The sequence below is a fragment of the Clostridium tetanomorphum genome (assembly GCF_017873215.1).
In the GTDB taxonomy this organism is placed as follows: domain Bacteria; phylum Bacillota; class Clostridia; order Clostridiales; family Clostridiaceae; genus Clostridium_AO; species Clostridium_AO tetanomorphum.
On sequence record NZ_JAGGKA010000016.1, the window covers coordinates 40,921 to 60,551 of the forward strand.

Below are 19,631 nucleotides of genomic sequence, written 5' to 3' on the forward strand. Positions count from 1 at the left end.
ATATGATATAATTATGAATGAGAGTAAGTGGGAGAGAAAGTAATGAAAAATGATATTATAAATCAAGTAATTGTATTGTGTTTAATTATGCTCGTAGGACTTTATGGAAGAAAAAAAGAATTTATAAAAGAAGATACTATAAAAAGTCTTACAGATATTTTAATGAATATAACACTCCCTTGTCTCATACTATCATCCTTTAATATGGATTTTTCAAAGGAATTATTTTATAAAGTAAAATTAGTTATTATATATTCTTTGCTTATACATATAGTTCTAGCTTTTTTAAGTAAAATATTTTTTATAAAATTCAAAGGAGATAAGGGAATAATACTAAGATTTGTAGCTATTTTTTCAAATTTTGGATTTATGGGTTATCCTATAGTAGAAGGTATATATGGTAAAATAGGAGTGTTTTATGCAGCCATATTTGGAATACCTTTTAATATAATACTTCTAACTTATGGAGTAATTATGTTTAATAAAGAAGAAAAAAATAATTTGAAAATAGCAGATATAGTTATGCAACCGGGGATATTGTTTGTAGTAATAGGATTATTAATTTTTATGTTTAATATTAAGCTACCTATATATATCAATAATACTTTAAATATTATAGGAGCTATGACTACACCATTATCCATGATGATTGTAGGAGCAAGTTTTTTAGGAGCATCTATTTACACTATAATAAAGGATATAAATCTTTATTACATATCCATAATAAGATTAATGGTTATACCATTTTTAATATATTTTTTGTTAACAGCTATAAATGCAGATACATATTTATTAAAGTTATGTGTTATTTTAGAAGCCATGCCTGCTGCAGCTATGACTACAGTATTTGCAGAAAAGTATAATAGTGATACAATATTTTCAGCTAAATGTATTTTTGTGACTACAGTATTATCTATTTTTACTATACCTGTAGTAATAACATTATTATAATTAATATTAAGGAGGGTATTGATGTTCGATTGTCATATACATGCAGATTTTTCAACAGATTGTCCTATGACTCTAAAGGAAGCTATTAAAGCTTCTGAACAAAATAATATAGGTATTATAATAACAGAGCATTTAGATTTAAATTTTATGATACCAGGTGAGTTTATATTTGATATAGAAGAATATTTTAAAGAATATAAAAAGTATAGAAGTGATAAGCTGCTTTTAGGGATAGAAATGGGAATGAGACCTGACTGTGTAGAAGAAAACATAAAAATATGTGAAGATTATCCTTTTGATTTTGTTTTAGGCTCTATTCATGTGGTGAAAAATGAAGATGAATACTATGATATATATGGAGAAAGCTTTTATGAAGAAAGAACTAAAGAAGAAGTATATAAAAATTATCTTAAGTATATGCTTAATTGTGTAAAAGAACATTATTATATAGATTCACTATCACATATAGATTATATATGTAGATATGCTCCATATAATGATAGTCATATCTATTATGAACAGTATAATGAAATATTAGATGAAATATTTAAAATACTAATTTCTAGGGATAAAGCTATTGAGATAAACACAAGAAGGTTTAAAGATGGAGAAGCAATAAAAAATCTTATACCTATATACAAAAGGTTTAATGAATTGGGTGGAAAAATAGTTACTTTAGGATCAGATGCTCATAGACCTGAAAATATAGGAAGCGATTTTAACTTAGGGAAACAGTTTGCCGAAGAATGTGGTCTGAAGCTTGTTTATTTTAAAGAAAGAAAACCGGTTATTGTAGATAATAAATAGTAAAGAATAAATTATATATATTTGGAGGGATTAATTATGAATTTTTTTTGATAACATGGAAAATGCCATGGAAATAATAAAAAGTAAGGGAGCATTTTTAACTGTAAAAAATGAAAACAAAATAAATACAATGACTATAGGTTGGGCAAATATAGGATATCAGTGGAAAAAACCAATTTTAGCTGTAATGGTTAGAAAGTCTAGATATACCTTTGAAATGATAGAAAGATCTTCAACTTTCACTGTAAGTATACCTGTAAATAAAGATATGAAAAAGGAAGTAGCTATTTGTGGCTCAAAATCAGGAAGAGACATAGACAAATTTAAGGAATGTAATCTAAAAGTAGCAAGTGGAAGAAAAGTTGAAACACCTATTATAGAAAATTGTGATTTACACTATGAGTGTAAAATAGTATATAAAGAAGCTATGAATCCAGAATTTTTAAGTGAGGAGATAAAAGAAAATTGCTATAAGAATGGAGATTATCACACTATTTATTATGGAGAAATAGTGGATTGCTATTTAAAATAATTATGAAAGAAAGGTTTTCTTATGGGTTTTTTTAGAAAGGTAAATAGTTTAAATAGCATTGTTTTTAGTAAAATAAAAGAAAATGTGCAACGAGGCTATTTAAATAGTAAGGCAAAAAGGATTGAGAAAGAAATAATTAGTCTAGAAAAAAAAGAAGTCTTACAATTAAAGAATAAAAAAGAAAATATTCAATTAAAGATTGAAGAAGTAAAAAATAAGGAAAAAATAAAAAGGAAAACTTCTATAGAGAAATTAAAGAAAGAGCTAGAATATTCTAATAAAAAAAGAAAAGAAGAAAATAAAGATTTAAATTTTGTAGGTAGATTAAGAAAAGAATTTAAAGGTATTCCTATAGTGACTCTAGTAGACGATATAGCAGAAGGGGCAGCAGGAATAGAAAAGGTTCAAACCATGGTTCAAAATAATCTAAAAGATCCATATGGATTTTTGATATTGGCTCAGAGTATCAACTATTATAAAAAAGCATTTTTAATTATGAATTTAGCTAAATCTCCTATAGATCCTATAGGAACTGCTATGGATATAAGTAGCGAATTTGGTGGAGAGTATATTGAAGAATCTTTTGACAAAGATAAATGGACATACAAAAGGGCTTTGTTAAAGAGCATTAATTTAGGCTTAAAGAGTGGAGTAAAAGATGAAAAAAATTTGGTTTGCATTGGGAGAAGCGCACAGCTTTTAAGTATGTATGCTAAAGATCCTTTGGAAAAGGAAAATTTTGGAATGATGGGTAAAAAGTATTTGGAGGAAGCATTAAAGGTAACTTCGCCTGAATGTAAAGATGAAATCTTATTTTATTTAGGACGAATAGAAAGAAAAAAGGTAAGGGCATTTAAATATTCTCTAAATAATAATATTTCTAAAGCAGTTTTTAAAGGAACTATAAATGCTTTAAAGAATCAAAGTAAAAAGGTCTTAGATACAAGTGAGAGAATCATGGATAAAACATTAGAAAACCTTTTGAAGAATAGTTAGAAAGGACTTTAAAGGGCAATGAATATACAACCTTTAGCAGAAAGAATAAGACCATTAGAAATAAATGATGTAGTTGGTCAAAGACATTTATTAGGTGAAAATAAAATACTTAATAGAATTATAAACTCTAGGAAGATAACTAATATGATTTTTTATGGCCCACCAGGTACGGGAAAAACTACCGTAGCTAGTATAATAGCTAAGAAAGCAAATAAGACTTTTTATAAATTAAATGCTACAAATGCATCTTTAAATGATGTGAAGGAAATAATAGGGGAATTAGATGGGCTAATAGGAGTAAAAGGAGTACTTTTGTATTTAGATGAAATCCAAAATTTTAATAAGAAACAACAACAGTCTCTGTTAGAGTTTATGGAAAATGGAAAGATAACTCTCATAGCTAGTACAACAGAAAACCCATATCATTATGTGTATAAAGCTATATTAAGTAGATCCACAATTTTTGAATTTAAATCTTTGAATAAGCAAGATATTATATTTGGAATAAAGAGAGCTATAAACATTTTAAAAAAAGAAATGGAATATAAAAATATACAATTTACAGAAGAAGCAATTGAGTATATTGCAGATGTAAGTGGAGGAGATTTAAGAAAAGCATTAAACTCAGTGGAATTGGCAGTATATTCTACTATATCTAGTGAGGATGGAACAATAGGTGTAGATTTGGAAGTCGCTAAAGAATGTACTCAAATTAAAATATTAAATTATGACAAGTTTGGAGACAGTCATTATGATATTTTAAGCGCTTTTCAAAAGTCTATAAGGGGTAGTGATGTAAATGCTTCTATTCATTATTTAGCTAGACTTATAGAAGCAGGAGATTTACCTTCTATATGTAGAAGACTTTTAGTTATATCCTGTGAGGACATAGGGCTTGCCTATCCTAATGCTATTTCTATAGTGAAAAGTTGTATAGATTCAGCCATGCAACTTGGACTGCCAGAAGGTAGAATTCCCTTAGCTCAGGCAGTAATTCTTCTAGCCACTTCTCCTAAGTCAAATTCAACAATAGAGGCTATAGATAAAGCTTTAGGGGATATAAGAAATAAGGATGTTGGAGACATACCATCTTATCTTAAAGATGCTCATTATAATGGAGCAGAAAGTTTGGGAAGAGGTATAGGGTATAAGTATCCTCATAATTATAAAAATCATTATGTGAATCAACAATATCTTCCAGATAATATTAAAAATTCAGCTTACTATAAACCAGGAAAAAATAAAATGGAGGAAAAGATGCTGGCATATATGAAATTTTTAAGAGCATCGAAAGAGCCTTAGTTATACATAACTGTTTAAAGGAGCATTGTTATTTGAATTAAAGTTTGAAAGAAATTATGGACTAAATATAAAATTACATAAAGATTTTACCTTTTGGAGATATTATAAAAAAGATGCTTACAAGTAAGTTCTTCAAAAGGTAAAATTTTTTATTTTTATAGTTGACAAGATTACTCTGATTTGCTATTATAAATTTGAAAGTTTAGTAAAACAGTCTACTTTCATTGAACACTAGAGAGGTGGTTAAATGAAGTTATCAACTAAAGGAAGATACGGAGTTAGAGCTATGGTAGATTTAGCAATAAATTATGGTAGCGAACCGGTTTCTATTAAAAGTATAGCTGAAAGACAAAATATATCAGAGTATTATTTAGAGCAATTATTTTCTTCTCTTAGAAAAGCTGATTTAATAAAAAGTATAAGAGGTGCACAGGGAGGATACATACTAACTAGAGAACCTAGAGATATAAGTATAGCTGAAATTATGGAAGTTTTGGAAGGTCCTCTAGATTTATCCGAATGTGTTTTAGAGGGTAGTTGTAGTAATATGGATTCATGTTCAACTAGGCTATTATGGGTAAAAATAAAAGAGAGTGTAGAGCAAGTAACAAAGTCAACAACCTTACAGGATTTAGTTGATGATTATGATAAATTAAGGGCTTCAACACGAAAGGAGTAAATTTAAATGGATAGAAAATATGTTTATATGGATTATTCAGCAACCACATATACTAAACCAGAAGTATTACAGGAGATGATTCCTTATTTTACAGAGAAATTTGCTAATCCTTCATCAAAGTTTTATTCTATATCAGAGGAACCAAGAGTTGCAATTGATAAAGCTAGAGAAAGAGTAGCTAAAGCTATAAATGCTAAAAAAGATGAAATATATTTTACTGGTGGTGGCTCAGAAGCAGATAACTGGGCTATTAAAGGTATAGCATCTGCTCACAAAAATAAAGGCAATCATATAATTACTACAGCTATAGAACACCATGCGGTACTTCATACATGCAAATTTTTAGAGAAGAATGGTTTTGAAGTAACTTACTTACCAGTAGATGAAAATGGATTAATTAAAATAGAAGATTTGAAGAATGCAATAAAGGATACAACTATATTAGTTTCAATTATGTTTGCTAATAACGAAGTAGCTTCAATTCAGCCAATAAAAGAAATAGGTGCTGTCTGTAGGGAACGAAAAATATTATTCCATACAGATGCGGTTCAAGCAATAGGTCATATAGCAATAGATGTAGAAGATATGAACATAGATTTGCTTTCTATGGCAGGTCATAAATTTTATGGACCTAAAGGTATTGGAGCTTTATATATAAGAAAAGGAATAAGAATAGATAATCTTATTCATGGTGGAGGACAGGAAAAAGGAAAGAGAGCAAGTACAGAAAATGTGCCAAGCATTGTAGGTATGGGAAAAGCTATAGAAATTGCGGTGTCTGAATTAAATGAAGAAGCTGCAAGACTTAAAGCATTAAGAGATAAATTAATAAATGGAGTAATGGAAAGAATACCATATACTAAAATTAATGGACCTGTTGGTCAAAATAGACTTCCGGGTAGCGCAAACTTTAGTTTTATAGGAATAGAAGGAGAAGCGTTACTTTTATCCTTAGACTTTGAGGGAGTATGTGCATCTACAGGAAGTGCTTGTGCATCAGGTTCTTTAGATCCATCACATGTGCTTTTAGCTATGGGATTGCCTCATGAACTTGCTCATGGTTCTTTAAGATTGTCTTTAGGAGCTGGAAGTACAGAAGAGGATGTAGATTATGTATTAAATGTATTACCAGAAATAGTTCAAAGATTAAGAAATATGTCACCACTATGGGAAGATTTTTTAAAGAAGGAGGATAAGTAGTTATGATATACAGCGAAAAAGTAATGGATCATTTTAAAAATCCAAGAAATGTTGGAGAAATTCAAGATGCAAATGGAATAGGAGAAGTAGGAAATCCACAGTGTGGAGATATAATGAAAATTTACCTAAAGGTTGAAGATAATATAATAAAGGATGTAAAATTTAAAACTTTTGGATGTGGTTCAGCTATAGCTTCCTCAAGTATGGCTACAGAACTTATAAAAGGTAAAACTGTAGAAGAAGCATGGGACTTAACTAATAAAGCGGTAGCTGAAGCATTAGATGGACTTCCACCAGTAAAAATGCACTGTTCAGTACTCGCAGAAGAAGCTATACACAAAGCAATAAACAACTATAGAGAATCTGCAGGTTTAGAACCTTGGGAAATGAAAACTCATTCGGAACATATTCATGAGGAAGTACATGGAGAATAGTATTTATAGAAAAAATATAATGGAATAAAGAATAAATATAGAAATTCGTCTATGGCGGATTTCTACGTTTTTTATAGGAATTATATTGATAGTTTTGAAAAATTATGAGAAGATTTATTTAGTTGAGAATTGAAAGTGGAGAAAAATTATACTTACCCATTATGTATTCTTTAAAAAAGGATTGGTGAAAAGATTTATGACAAAAAAAGTTGTGGTTGGAATGAGTGGCGGAGTAGATAGTTCCGTTACAGCATATTTATTGAAGAAACAGGGATATAAAGTTATAGGAATGACTATGAAAGTTTTCCCAGGAAATAAATGTAATGGACAAAAAAGTGAATCAGATTTAATAGTAGAAAATGCAAAAAAAGTATGTGATAAATTAGAGATACCTTTTGTAGAAATAAATTTAATTAAAGAATTTGATGAAAAGGTTGTAGCGCCATTTATCAATGATTATATAGAGGGAAGAACACCTAACCCTTGTGTTTTTTGTAATAAACATATAAAATTTGATGCTTTTTTAAATAAAGCTATAGAACTAGGAGCAGATTATATAGCTACTGGTCATTATTGTAAAATTAAAAAAAACGGAGATAGATATTTAATATATAAAGCAGAAGATGATAATAAAGATCAAACTTATATGCTATATAATATAAAGCAACATCAATTAAAACATGTTCTTATGCCTTGTGGAGAGTACACAAAGGAAAGAATAAGGGAAATTGCAAAAGAAATAGGTCTTCATGTACATAACAAAAAAGACAGTGAGGAAATATGTTTTATTCCCGATAATAATCATGGAAATTATATAATAAATCATTATCCTAAGAAAATATTTCCAGGAAATTTTGTGGACAAGAATGGAAAAATTTTAGGAAGGCATAAAGGAATAATTTATTATACTATAGGGCAAAGAAAAGGGTTAGGAATTGCTTTAGGAAAACCTATATTTGTTACTGATATTATTCCAGAGAGAAATGAAGTAGTATTAGGAGAAGAAGAGGAAATATTTAAAAATGAACTTACAGCTAGAGATGTAAATTTTATTCTTTTTGATAAATTAAAAAATAAAATGAGAGTTACAGCAAAGATTAGATATTCTTCAAAAACCTCTTTGGCTACCATTGAACCTTTGGAAAATGGGAAAGTTAAAGTAATATTCGATGAGAAGCAAAGAGCTATAACTAAAGGACAATCTGTAGTGTTTTACATTGAAAATTTACTTCTTGGTGGAGGAATTATAGAAGCTGTAAATTAATTTAAAACTTAATATATTTAGAGCATAAATAATAAAGAATAAATAGAGAAATTTTCCCTATTTATTCTTTATTATTTTTTGTATATTTTTTATAATATTATGTTAAGCATATTTTTTATACTAAAGGAAAAAATATAAAATGAATTTATAATTTGGAGTGAATAGGATGTATAGAAAAAAAGATTTTCTTTTTATGAAAGTAAGTAGTATAAAGGGTAAAAGCATTGGTTTTATAAAGGATATTATAGTAGATTTTCATATAGGAGGAGTACTTGGATTTTCTATAACATCTTATATGATATTTGGTCCATCTTTATATGTATTAAAAGAAAATATTTTATCTTTTAATGAAAGCATGATAGTAGATAAATGGAATAAAGGTAATTATCTTCAGTTTTCCGATATAGTTTATACAAATGTAATAGATTTACATGGAAACATAATTGGTATGGCTGATGATATAATTTTTGATGAAAAAACTTTCTTAATAAATGGAATAGTTGTATCAACGGGATATCTAACTAATTTTATTCATGGCAAAAAGATTATTTTAATAAAGGATATAATTCTAGGAAAAGATTCAATACTATATTATGGAAATAAGGATAAGATAATTCTCTCAAATATACCCAGTAACTTATTCAAATTGAGTAGGGAATATGAAGAACTTCCTAAAAAAGAATAAAAAATATATCCTTATTTCTATGATTGTTTCCATATTATGTATAATGTTGTTTAGGTTGAAAATAATAAGAGAAATAACACATTTGTTATTTTTATCATTTATATTAGCATATGTTTTGAAACCAATAAATGAGAAATTAATTCATTTAGGTTTTAATAGATGTTTTTCATCAGTATTACTTATATGTATAATTATTGTCTTATTTATAGTAGGAGTTACTTTTCTTATACCAACTTTATTTAGAGAAAGCTCAAATATTGGTGATGCTTTACATAAAATTGAATTTTTTATAAATAATTTTTATGAAAGGATTAAGCCATTAAGTAATAATAAATTTTTTTACAATTTACTTCAAAATGCTTATGGTAGAATTAATGTAACTTTAGACAATGCTTTTAATACTGCATTTGAAAGAATACTTTTATTAGGAGAAAATTTTATATCTTTTGCCATTGTGCCTATAATAGCATACTATTTTCTTTCAGATGGAAAGGATATAAGTAATAGACTGCTTACTATTTTCCCTGTAAAAAGTAGAAATATGATTAGAATAGTTGCTAAAGATATTGATAAAATACTGGGAAGATATATAGCTACTCAAGTAATTTTATGCATAATTGTGGGAATATTCACTTTCATAGTACTTTTAATATTAAGAGTAGATTTCCCTCTAATACTTTCACTATTAAATGGATTCTTTAATATAATTCCATACTTTGGCCCTGTATTTGGAGCTATACCTAGTATTGTAGTAGCATTTTTAAAATCTCCCAGTGTTGCCTTTTGGACTGCTTTGTGGCTATATTTTATTCAACAAGTAGAAGGAAACATTATATCCCCTAAATTCATTGCAGATAATATAAGTATGCATCCTTTAATAGTAATACTATTGCTAATAATTGGAGGCAAAATTTGGGGATTTTTTGGTATGATATTAGCAATACCTGTAGGAGTAATAATTAAAGTAGTATATGAAGACTTAAATTATTATATTTTTTAATAGTATATGTAGTGGGAAAAATTTATATTGATTCCTACTACATATATATTTTATAAAAAAGTAAAAACTTTTATATAAATAATAATTTAACTAATTAAATTATATCAAATTGTAATTTATGTCCCTAATCAATTTATTTTTTATACCATAGCTATCATTTGCAATACTCTGTACCTATATGGCTGGGGGCATTGAAACTCTTGAGATTTACACCTCTTATACTGTGCACAGTGGATGATACGTTTCTAAATAAGCAGTTATGGTTCAATCATTTATTCTAGGATATACATTATTGGTGTATTTGTTCAATTTTCACTAATGTTCGGTGATCTTTAGAAAAGAAAATTTAATGTATTTATATAAAATCTATTGCATAATTATAAAATATATCTTATAATTATAAACATATTTTTCGATATATGGCTGGTATGAAACGAAAATAAATATATTAATAAAAATAAATATGTATATTTATGCATAAATGAATATTTAAATATTAATTTTTAAGGGGGCATTTTTATGAAAAAAGCAATTAAATTTTTTATCACAATGTTAATTTTAGGAAGTGTGCTAGGGGGATGTGCTTCTAAAAAAGAAGATTTAAATTTACTTCAAAGTGTAAAGAAAAATAAGAAAATAGTCATTGGCATAGAAGAAGGATATCCACCTATGGAATTTAGAGATGAAAATAAAGATCTAGTAGGATTTGATGTGGATTTTGGCAAAGAGTTAGGAAAAAGATTGGGGGTGACTCCAGAATTTTCAATAGTAGATTTTAATGGATTGATAATGGCTCTCAATTCTAAAAAATTTGATATAGCTATTGCAAGCATTAGTATTACAGATAAAAGGAAGGAATCTATAGACTTTTCTAAGCCTTATATAGTAGGAGGACAAATTATAGCTGTTAAAAAAGGAAATAAAAGTATTAATGAAGTGAAAGACTTGCAAGGAAAAGTATTAGCTTGCCAGCTTGGAACTACAGGAGATAATGTAGCTGCTAATATGAAGGGGATAAAGTCATTGAAAAAATATGACAAAATAACGGAAGCATTTCATGAACTATCTGCTAACAGAGTAGATGCTGTAATTATGGATGCACAGGTTGGAGCTTATTATATGGGAAAGAAAAAAGGAGAATATGAAATTTTAGATGGCATTATTAGTAAAGAACCTATGGGTATTGGTTACAGAAAAGAAGATAAAGAATTAAGAGAAGAGATAGATAAAATAATTGATGATATGGAAAAGGATGGAACGTTATCAAAGCTTTCTATGAAGTGGTTTGGATATGATGCTTATAAAGAAAAATTAAGTTAAGAAGAATAGTTATGTAAGGGGGATAAAAATGATTAATTTAAAGAATAGAAATTGTTTAACATTAAAAGATTTTTCATTAGAGGAAATAGAGCATTTACTAGATTTAGCACAAAAATTGAAAAAGCAGAAGAAAGAGGGTAATGAAGATAAATTACTAACTGGAAAAAATATAGCTTTAATTTTTGAAAAGGAATCTTTAAGAACTAGATGTTCTTTTGAAGTTGCAGCCTATGATCAGGGAGCTAATATTACTTATATAAATTCTAATGGATCACATATGGGAAAAAAGGAATCTATAAAAGATACAGGTAGAATTTTAGGAAGAATGTTTGATGGTATTGAATATAGAGGTTACTCTCAAAAAGCAGTGGAAATTTTAGCAGAGTTTTCAAAAGTGCCTGTGTGGAATGGGCTTACAGATGAAGATCATCCAACTCAAGTATTAGCAGACTTTTTAACTTTAAGGGAAACCATTAATAAATCTTTAAGTTCTATAAAATTTGTTTATATAGGTGATGGAAGAAATAATGTAGCAAATGCTCTTATGATAGGAGCTAGTAAGGTAGGAATGAATTTTAAAATAATTTCACCTAGAGAGTTATTTCCAAAACAAAGTTTAATAGAAGAATGTATAAAAGAAGCCGAAAAACAGGGCGGTAAAATAACCATTACAGAAAATATAGAAGAAATTAAAGGAGCAGATGTAATCTATACAGATGTATGGGTATCTATGGGAGAAGAAGAAAGAATATGGGAGAAAAGAATAGAAAAACTTTTACCTTATCAAGTAAATATGAAATTATTAAAAATAAGTGATAATGAAAATGTAAAATTTATGCATTGTCTTCCTGCATATCATAATTTAGAAACAGAAATTGGGGGAAAAATATATGATAAATTTGGACTTAAGTCTTTAGAAGTTACGGAAGAAGTATTTGAAAGTAAATATTCTTTAGTATTTGAACAAGGAGAAAATAGATTACACACTATTAAAGCTGTTATGGTAGCTACACTGATGTAACTTTTAAGAAAGAGGGTATAAAAATGAACGGATTACTTTATTTAGAAGATGGAACGGTATATATAGGAGAAGGTATAGGAAAAAAAGGCACCTCTATTGGGGAACTAGTTTTTAATACTTCTATGACAGGTTATGGAGAGATACTTACAGACCCATCTTATGCTGGGCAAATAATAAGCATGTGTTATCCGCTTATGGGAAATTATGGTGTTAATAATATTTATAACGAATCCTCTAAAGTATATGCTAAAGGACTTATAGTAAAATCTATTTGCCATGTTCCTTCAAACCATTTAAGTGAGAAAAATTTAGATGAATTCTTAAAGGAAAAGGGGGTAGTCGGAATATCTGGAGTAGATACCAGAAGTATAACTAAGAAAATACGTGAATTAGGAGCAATGAAATGTATCATATCCAATGAAAATTTACCTCTTTATAAGATAAAAGAAAAAATGAAATCTATATCGAATAAGGACTTAGTTAAAGAAGTAAGCATAAATTGTGTAAGACACATAAAGGGAGAAGAATTAAAAGTAGCAATATTAGATTTTGGTATAAAAAAGAGTATAATAAAAAACTTGGTAGAAAGAAAATGTGATATTACTATGTTTCCATATAATTCTTCCTATGAAGAAATTATGAGCATTAATCCTAATGGCATTCTATTAAGTAATGGACCAGGAGATCCAAAAGAATTAAAGGAAAGTATAGAAGTGGTGAAAAAATTTATAGGTAAAATACCTATATTTGGTATATGTTTAGGACATCAAATATTGACTTTATCTTTAGGTGGAGATACTTATAAAATGAAATTTGGACATAGAGGTGGCAATCATGGAGTTTATAACATTGAAAAAGATAAAGCTTATATAACATCACAAAATCATGGATATGCAGTAAAGAAAGAAAGCTTAGATAACTTAGATTTAATTATTACCCATGTAAATTTAAATGATGACACTGTTGAAGGAATAAAACATAAGAAATTTCCTATTTTTTCTGTACAATTTCATCCAGAAGGAGCTCCAGGACCTACAGATACTTCTTATTTATTTGACGAATTTATTAATAACATGCTAGGAGATGATACAAATGCCATTGAATAAAGATATAAATAAAGTTTTAATAATAGGTTCTGGACCTATAATAATTGGGCAAGCGGCTGAATTTGATTATTCAGGAACTCAAGCTTGTGAAGCTATTAAGGAAGAAGGAATAGAAACAATACTTGTAAATAGTAATCCGGCTACTATTATGACAGATGAACATATAGCTGATAAAACTTATATAGAACCTTTAACAGTTGACTGTTTAGAAAATATTTTGAAAAAAGAAAGGCCTTATGGAATTCTAGCAGGGTTTGGAGGACAAACAGCTTTAAACATTGCTATGGAATTAAAAAGTTTAGGAATATTAGACAAATATGGAGTAAAGCTTTTAGGAATAAAGGAGGAAGCTATAAAGAAAGCGGAGGATAGAGAAGAATTTAAAAATCTTATGAAAGAAATAGGGGAGCCTATTCCTGTAAGTACAATTGCTAACAATTTGGAACAGTGTAAGAGATTTGTAGAGAAAGAGGGTTTTCCTGTTATTATAAGACCAGCGTTTACTTTAGGTGGCACTGGAGGGGGAATTGTATCTAATTATGATGAGCTTACAAAAGGATGCAAAAAAGGATTAGAGGAAAGTCCTATAGGGCAAATTCTTTTAGAACAAAGTGTAGGTGGATGGAAGGAAATAGAATATGAAGTTATAAGAGATGGTAAAGATAATTCTATGGTGGTTTGTAATATGGAAAATATAGATCCTGTAAGTATTCATACAGGAGATAGCATAGTTGTAGCTCCATCTCAGACATTAAGTAATGAAGAATATCAAATGTTAAGGAATGCATCCCTAAAGATTATTAAAAGTTTAAAAATTGAAGGAGGGTGTAATGTTCAGTTTGCTCTCCATCCTAAAGAAAATAGATATATAGTTATAGAAGTAAATCCTAGAGTTAGTAGGTCAAGTTCTTTAGCGTCAAAAGCAGCAGGTTATCCTATTGCAAAGATTGCGGCAAAAATTGCATTGGGATATAGTCTAAATGAATTAAAAAACTATGTAACAGGAAATTCTAGTGCATTTTTTGAACCAGCTCTAGATTATTGTGTAGTTAAAATACCAAAGTGGCCTTTTGATAAGTTCAGAAGTGCTAATAGAACTTTAGGAACTCAGATGAAAGCTACAGGAGAAGTTATGGCTATTGATAGATGCTTTGAAAGTGCTCTGTTAAAGGGAGTTATAAGTTTAGAAGGAGAGATTATAGGATTAAGTCTGCCGAGTTTATCTATTATTTCAGAGGAAGAAATAATAGATAAAATTAAGCTTTCTGATGATGAAAGATTATTTGCTATAGCTGAAGGAATTAGAAAAGGATTAAAAATAGAAGAAATTCATGAAATTACAAAAATAGATAAATGGTTTTTAAATAAAATAGAAAATATTATTAATATGGAAAAACAGCTTATAAATAATGTTCCAAATATAAATTTAATTCATAAAGCAGAAACTATGGGATTTACAGATGAATATATATGTAAATTAATAGGTATAGATAGAGAAAATTTAGAGAAAATTAAAAGTGTAAATAATATAAAGCCTGTATATAAGATGGTGGATACCTGTAGCGGAGAGTTTTTATCAAATACACCTTATTATTATTCATGCTATGATAATGAAAGTGATAATATAATAACTAAAAATAAGAAAATATTAGTTATAGGATCAGGGCCTATAAGAATAGGACAAGGTATAGAGTTTGATTATTGCTGTGTTCATGGAGTATGGGCGATTAAAAGAGAAGGATATGAAGCTATAATAATCAATAATAATCCAGAAACAGTTAGTACAGATTTTGATGTGGCAGATAAACTTTATTTTGATCCTTTATATATAGATGATGTGATGAATGTAATAAGAGAAGAAAATGTTGAAGGAGTAATTGTTCAATTCGGAGGGCAAACTGCTATAAATTTATGTAAAAAGCTAAAGTCAAAGGGGATAAATATATTAGGAACCTGTTTTGATTCCATAGATTTAGCAGAGGATAGAGATAAGTTTAGAAGCTTTTTAAATAAATTAGAAATTAACACTCCAATAGGAGCAGCAGTAACAAATTTAGATGAAGTGGATAATTTAATACAAAGTATAGGATTCCCTCTAATTGTAAGGCCATCCTATGTAATAGGTGGAAGAGCTATGCAAGTATTTTATCATAAAGAAAATTTGTATAAATATTTAAAAGAAGAGGTGAATTTATCCAAAGAGCATCCTGTTCTTATAGATAAATATATAAAAGCAATTGAAATAGAAGTTGATGGAATATGTGATGGAGAAAATGTTTTAATACCTGGAATTATGGAGCATGTAGAAAAAACAGGAGTACATTCAGGAGATAGTATAAGTATATATCCACCTATAAGCTTAGATAATAATGTTTTAGAGAAGATTGAATATTATACTTGGAGAATATCAAAAGCTTTAGATATTAAGGGACTTATAAATATACAGTATGCTTATGATGGTAAGGAAATTTATGTAATTGAAGTTAATCCTAGAGCATCTAGAACAGTTCCTATATTGAGCAAAATAACGGGAATACCTATGGTAGATTTAGCTGTAGAGATAATGCTTGGAAAAACCTTAAAAGAATTAAATTATCCTATAGGAATTTATAGAAATGAAAAATTTTATGCAGTAAAAATGCCTATATTTTCCACAAAGAAATTAGCAGGAGTGGATATTGCTTTAGGACCAGAAATGAAGTCTACAGGAGAAGTACTAGGAATAGATTTTGATTTAAATGTGGCTATTTACAAAGCCTTTAAGGCTTCAGGAACTGATATTATAAGTTGTGGAAATATGTATGTATCATTGAATAATAAGGATAAAGAAGAAGGAGTTAATATAATTAAAGAATATGAGAAATTAGGATTTAATATATTTGCATCTTATAAAACTTATGAATATTTAAATTATAATAAAATAAAATGCAAATTAATAGATATACAAGAAGCCATAAATGATATGAAAAACAAGGCATTTAATTTAATAATAAATACTGCAAGTGTTGGAAATAATAAAAACACAAAAGGATTTAAATTAAGAAGAAAAGCCATAGAAAATAATATAAGTATTTTTACTTCTTTAGATACGGCAAAAGCTTATATTAGAGCAATACAGGTTAAAAGAGAAGAAAAAAGTATTAATTGTAGCACCTTAATGGAATATAGAAAGTAATTAATAAAAGGTTAAATATTGACATAAATCTTTTTTTAAATTATAATTTTTATCAAAATGAATATTTTAGTGATGAAAAAAAGGAGTAAATACAGGATTATCATTTAGAGAGGAAGTGGTGGGTGCAAACTTCTTGGTAATGGTATTGAAGCTGTTTTGGAGCTAAGTAATATAGAAGAGGTATAAGTTTACAACTTATATAATTAGGGTGGTACCGCGGAGAAGCTTTCGTCCCTTATAGGGAATAAGGCTTCTTTTTGATTTTAAAAACATTTTGCATAGTTATATCGGGAAAATTTCCCAAACTATCAATTTAAAATAATAGACTAAAAAATGGAGGAGATACATATGAAAGAAATGGGCTTAAATGAAATTAGAGAAGCTTATTTAAAATTTTTCGAAAGCAAGGAACATCTAAGATTAGGAAGTTTTCCACTAGTGCCTAAGAATGATAACAGTTTGCTACTAATAAATGCAGGTATGGCACCACTTAAACCTTATTTTACTGGAGTTCAAACTCCACCAAAAAAAAGAATTACTACTTGTCAAAAATGTATAAGAACTGGTGATATTGAAAATGTAGGTAAGACCTCAAGACATGGTACCTTTTTTGAAATGTTGGGGAACTTTTCTTTTGGAGATTATTTTAAAAATGAAATTATTCCATGGGCTTGGGAATTTGTAACAGATATATTAAAGCTTCCAAAGGATAAATTATATGTAACTATTTATTTAGATGATGATGAAGCTTATGAAATATGGACTAAATCTACAGACATTGATCCAGCTAGAATATTTAGATTAGGAAAAGAAGATAATTTTTGGGAAATAGGACAGGGACCTTGTGGACCATGTTCTGAAATACATTTTGATAGAGGAGCAGGAAAAATAACTACTTTAGAGGAATTTGTAAAAGCAGGCGATGAAGATAAAGTAGTTGAATTTTGGAATCTTGTATTTACACAATTTGATAAAGATGAAGATGGAAATTATAATAGACTTGCCCATCCTAATATAGATACAGGAATGGGACTTGAAAGAATGGCTACTATAATGCAAGGAAAACAAAGTATATTTGAAGTAGATACTATAAGAGCTATTTTAGATGAAATAAGCAAGGTATCAGGTGTAGAATATGGTAAGAATAAAATAAGCGATATATCTTTAAGAGTAATAACTGATCATGTAAGAAGTGTAACTTTTATGATTTCTGATGGAATATTACCTTCAAATGAAGGAAGAGGATATGTTCTAAGAAGATTGCTTAGAAGAGCGGCAAGACATGGAAGATTATTGGGTATAAAAAATACTTTCCTTTATAATATTTGTGACGTAGTAATTAAGAATTCTTCTGAAGCTTACCCAGAATTAAAAGAAAAAGAAGAGTATATAAAGAAAGTTATAAAACTAGAAGAAGAAAGATTTGCTGAAACTATAGATGGTGGAATTCAAATTTTAAATGAATATATACATGATTTAGAAAAAGAAGGAAAAAAGGTTCTTCAGGGAGATAAAGCTTTTAAATTATATGATACTTATGGTTTTCCATTAGAGTTAACTCAAGAAATATTAGAAGAAAAAAATATAGAAGTAGATATAAAAGCTTTTAATAAAGAAATGGAAGAGCAGAGACGAAGAGCTAGAGCAGCTCGTGGAGAATCAAACTATATGGGAGCAGAAGATACTGTATTAAATAAGCTTCCAAAGGAACTAGAAACTATATTTGTAGGATATGATTCATTAAAAGAAGATTCAAAGGTTAGTTTAATAGTAAATGGTGAAGAATTTGTTGATTATTTAAATTCAGGAGAAGAAGGCGTAGTTGTAGTAGAGAAAACTCCATTTTATGCAGAAATGGGAGGACAAATAGGAGATACTGGGATAATAGTTGGCAAAGATGGAAAAGCTCAGGTTACTGGATGTAAAAAGAATATAGCTGGAAAAGTGCTTCATTTTGTAAAAGTTATAGAAGGAAAGATATTAAAAGATGAAACTGTTACTCTAGAAGTAGAAGCATTAAGAAGAAATAAAATAAGAAAAAATCATACTGCAACTCATATGTTACATACAGCATTAAAAACAGTTTTAGGAGAACATGTGGCACAATCAGGATCTTTTGTAGATGATGAAAGACTAAGATTTGATTTTAGTCATTTCCAAGGATTGACTAAAGAAGAATTAAAAGAAGTTGAAAGATTAGTAAATGAAAAAATAATGGAAGTATGTAATGTAGAGACAAAAGTAATGGATATAGAAGAAGCAAAGAAAAGTGGAGCTACAGCATTATTTGATGATAAGTATACAGAAGAAGTTAGAGTTGTATGTATAGGTGACTTTAGTAAGGAACTTTGTGGAGGAACTCATGTTAAAAATTCTGGAGAAATAGGATTATTTAAAATAATATCAGAATCTGGGGTAGCAGCAGGAATAAGAAGAATTGAGGCAGTAACTGGAGTAAATGCTATAAATTATATAGAAGAAAAAGAAAATATATTAAATAATGTAGCAGATGTTTTAAGATGTGGAGAAAAGGATATAATAAATAAAGTAAACTCACAAATAGTTGAGATGAAAAATAAAGATAAAGAAATAAATGAGTTAAAAGCTAAACTTGCTAGTGGTGCAGAAGATGAGCTGCTAAACAATATAAAAGAAGTAAATGGGGTTAAATTGGTAACAGGAGCATTAAAAGATATAGATGGAAATGCATTAAGAGATTTAGCAGATAAACTTCGCGATAAAATAGGAGAAGGCTTAGTTGTACTTGGAAGTGTTAATGAAGGAAAAGTTCAATTTGTGGCTATGGCTTCAAAGGAAGCAGTATCAAAAGGAGCACATTGTGGTAAAATTATAAAAGAAGTTGCAACAATCGCTGGAGGTGGCGGCGGTGGAAGACCAGATATGGCTCAAGCAGGAGGAAAACTTCCAGAAAAATTAGAAGAAGCTATGGGAAAAGTTGAGTCTATAATGGCAACTTTAGTAAAGTAGTGTACAATTCATAAAATATGTTTTATAATATAACTAAAGGTAACATTTATATAGCATTTAAATTTTAAGAAAAATTATTAATATTATATATAAATTTAACTAGAAAGTTTAAAAAAAGGAAAAGTATGAGAGTTATAGTGGTCCCTTAACTCTCAACTGTAATCTATATAA

At 28.4% G+C, this 19,631-nt stretch carries 16 protein-coding genes and 1 other annotated feature; all 16 genes read left to right on the forward strand.

Annotation, left to right across the window (positions count from 1 at the left end):
* The first annotated feature begins 42 nt into the window (after positions 1-42).
* The 16 genes from J2Z24_RS14855 to alaS all read left to right on the forward strand — a co-directional run bounded on the left by J2Z24_RS14855 (position 43) and on the right by alaS (position 19,460).
* On the forward strand, positions 43-951 hold the full coding sequence (locus J2Z24_RS14855) for an AEC family transporter (protein ID WP_035145954.1): 909 nt from the start codon (positions 43-45) through the stop codon (positions 949-951).
* An 18-nt stretch (positions 952-969) separates the two neighbouring features.
* Entirely contained in the window at positions 970-1,758 is a 789-nt protein-coding gene (locus J2Z24_RS14860) for a histidinol phosphate phosphatase (RefSeq protein WP_051593159.1), read from the forward strand.
* 67 nt (positions 1,759-1,825) lie between these two features.
* Entirely contained in the window at positions 1,826-2,290 is a 465-nt protein-coding gene (locus tag J2Z24_RS14865; RefSeq protein ID WP_244983373.1) for a flavin reductase family protein, read from the forward strand.
* Positions 2,291-2,311: 21 nt separating this feature from the next.
* The gene (locus J2Z24_RS14870) at positions 2,312-3,286 is read left to right on the forward strand and encodes a hypothetical protein (protein ID WP_051593160.1); all 975 of its coding nucleotides are present in this window, start codon (positions 2,312-2,314) and stop codon (positions 3,284-3,286) included.
* A gap of 18 nt (positions 3,287-3,304) precedes the next feature.
* On the forward strand, positions 3,305-4,588 hold the full coding sequence (locus J2Z24_RS14875) for a replication-associated recombination protein A (RefSeq protein WP_035145961.1): 1,284 nt from the start codon (positions 3,305-3,307) through the stop codon (positions 4,586-4,588).
* A gap of 247 nt (positions 4,589-4,835) precedes the next feature.
* Positions 4,836-5,267 carry an RrF2 family transcriptional regulator gene (locus tag J2Z24_RS14880; RefSeq protein WP_035145963.1) on the forward strand — a complete coding sequence of 144 codons (432 nt, stop codon included), beginning with the start codon at positions 4,836-4,838 and terminating at the stop codon, positions 5,265-5,267.
* A gap of 6 nt (positions 5,268-5,273) precedes the next feature.
* Positions 5,274-6,467 (forward strand): cysteine desulfurase NifS, encoded by a 1,194-nt coding sequence (gene nifS, locus J2Z24_RS14885; protein WP_035145965.1) that lies wholly within the window; start codon positions 5,274-5,276, stop codon positions 6,465-6,467.
* Between the two features lie 2 nt (positions 6,468-6,469).
* The gene (gene nifU / locus J2Z24_RS14890) at positions 6,470-6,901 is read left to right on the forward strand and encodes a Fe-S cluster assembly scaffold protein NifU (protein WP_035145968.1); all 432 of its coding nucleotides are present in this window, start codon (positions 6,470-6,472) and stop codon (positions 6,899-6,901) included.
* Between the two features lie 181 nt (positions 6,902-7,082).
* The gene (gene mnmA, locus J2Z24_RS14895; protein ID WP_085059003.1) at positions 7,083-8,165 is read left to right on the forward strand and encodes a tRNA 2-thiouridine(34) synthase MnmA; all 1,083 of its coding nucleotides are present in this window, start codon (positions 7,083-7,085) and stop codon (positions 8,163-8,165) included.
* A gap of 166 nt (positions 8,166-8,331) precedes the next feature.
* Entirely contained in the window at positions 8,332-8,850 is a 519-nt protein-coding gene (locus J2Z24_RS14900; protein ID WP_035145973.1) for a PRC-barrel domain-containing protein, read from the forward strand.
* Positions 8,825-9,850 (forward strand): AI-2E family transporter, encoded by a 1,026-nt coding sequence (locus J2Z24_RS14905; protein ID WP_035145976.1) that lies wholly within the window; start codon positions 8,825-8,827, stop codon positions 9,848-9,850. The genes J2Z24_RS14900 and J2Z24_RS14905 overlap by 26 nt, the downstream gene beginning before the upstream one ends.
* Before the next feature lie 519 nt (positions 9,851-10,369).
* Entirely contained in the window at positions 10,370-11,170 is an 801-nt protein-coding gene (locus J2Z24_RS14910; protein ID WP_035145978.1) for an ABC transporter substrate-binding protein, read from the forward strand.
* A 28-nt stretch (positions 11,171-11,198) separates the two neighbouring features.
* Positions 11,199-12,191 carry an ornithine carbamoyltransferase gene (argF, locus tag J2Z24_RS14915; RefSeq protein WP_035145980.1) on the forward strand — a complete coding sequence of 331 codons (993 nt, stop codon included), beginning with the start codon at positions 11,199-11,201 and terminating at the stop codon, positions 12,189-12,191.
* Positions 12,192-12,214: 23 nt separating this feature from the next.
* Positions 12,215-13,297 (forward strand): glutamine-hydrolyzing carbamoyl-phosphate synthase small subunit, encoded by a 1,083-nt coding sequence (carA, locus tag J2Z24_RS14920; protein WP_035145983.1) that lies wholly within the window; start codon positions 12,215-12,217, stop codon positions 13,295-13,297.
* Positions 13,284-16,472: a carbamoyl-phosphate synthase (glutamine-hydrolyzing) large subunit gene (carB, locus tag J2Z24_RS14925; RefSeq protein ID WP_035145986.1), complete on the forward strand. Its 3,189-nt coding sequence runs from the start codon at positions 13,284-13,286 to the stop codon at positions 16,470-16,472. The genes carA and carB overlap by 14 nt, the downstream gene beginning before the upstream one ends.
* Positions 16,473-16,535: 63 nt before the next feature.
* Positions 16,536-16,711, forward strand: a binding site (T-box leader).
* Positions 16,712-16,820: 109 nt separating this feature from the next.
* The gene (gene alaS, locus J2Z24_RS14930; RefSeq protein WP_035145988.1) at positions 16,821-19,460 is read left to right on the forward strand and encodes an alanine--tRNA ligase; all 2,640 of its coding nucleotides are present in this window, start codon (positions 16,821-16,823) and stop codon (positions 19,458-19,460) included.
* Positions 19,461-19,631: the final 171 nt, after the last annotated feature.

Excerpts from the sequence above, each read along its gene's own strand:
- J2Z24_RS14855 (WP_035145954.1), top strand. The coding sequence starts at position 43 with ATGAAAAATGATATTATAAATCAAGTAATTGTATTGTGTTTAATTATG.
- J2Z24_RS14865 (WP_244983373.1), top strand. The coding sequence starts at position 1,826 with ATGGAAATAATAAAAAGTAAGGGAGCATTTTTAACTGTAAAAAATGAA.
- J2Z24_RS14870 (WP_051593160.1), top strand. The coding sequence starts at position 2,312 with ATGGGTTTTTTTAGAAAGGTAAATAGTTTAAATAGCATTGTTTTTAGT.
- J2Z24_RS14875 (WP_035145961.1), top strand. The coding sequence starts at position 3,305 with ATGAATATACAACCTTTAGCAGAAAGAATAAGACCATTAGAAATAAAT.
- J2Z24_RS14880 (WP_035145963.1), top strand. The coding sequence starts at position 4,836 with ATGAAGTTATCAACTAAAGGAAGATACGGAGTTAGAGCTATGGTAGAT.
- nifS (WP_035145965.1), top strand. The coding sequence starts at position 5,274 with ATGGATAGAAAATATGTTTATATGGATTATTCAGCAACCACATATACT.
- nifU (WP_035145968.1), top strand. The coding sequence starts at position 6,470 with ATGATATACAGCGAAAAAGTAATGGATCATTTTAAAAATCCAAGAAAT.
- J2Z24_RS14900 (WP_035145973.1), top strand. The coding sequence starts at position 8,332 with ATGTATAGAAAAAAAGATTTTCTTTTTATGAAAGTAAGTAGTATAAAG.
- J2Z24_RS14905 (WP_035145976.1), top strand. The coding sequence starts at position 8,825 with ATGAAGAACTTCCTAAAAAAGAATAAAAAATATATCCTTATTTCTATG.
- J2Z24_RS14910 (WP_035145978.1), top strand. The coding sequence starts at position 10,370 with ATGAAAAAAGCAATTAAATTTTTTATCACAATGTTAATTTTAGGAAGT.
- argF (WP_035145980.1), top strand. The coding sequence starts at position 11,199 with ATGATTAATTTAAAGAATAGAAATTGTTTAACATTAAAAGATTTTTCA.
- carA (WP_035145983.1), top strand. The coding sequence starts at position 12,215 with ATGAACGGATTACTTTATTTAGAAGATGGAACGGTATATATAGGAGAA.
- carB (WP_035145986.1), top strand. The coding sequence starts at position 13,284 with ATGCCATTGAATAAAGATATAAATAAAGTTTTAATAATAGGTTCTGGA.
- alaS (WP_035145988.1), top strand. The coding sequence starts at position 16,821 with ATGAAAGAAATGGGCTTAAATGAAATTAGAGAAGCTTATTTAAAATTT.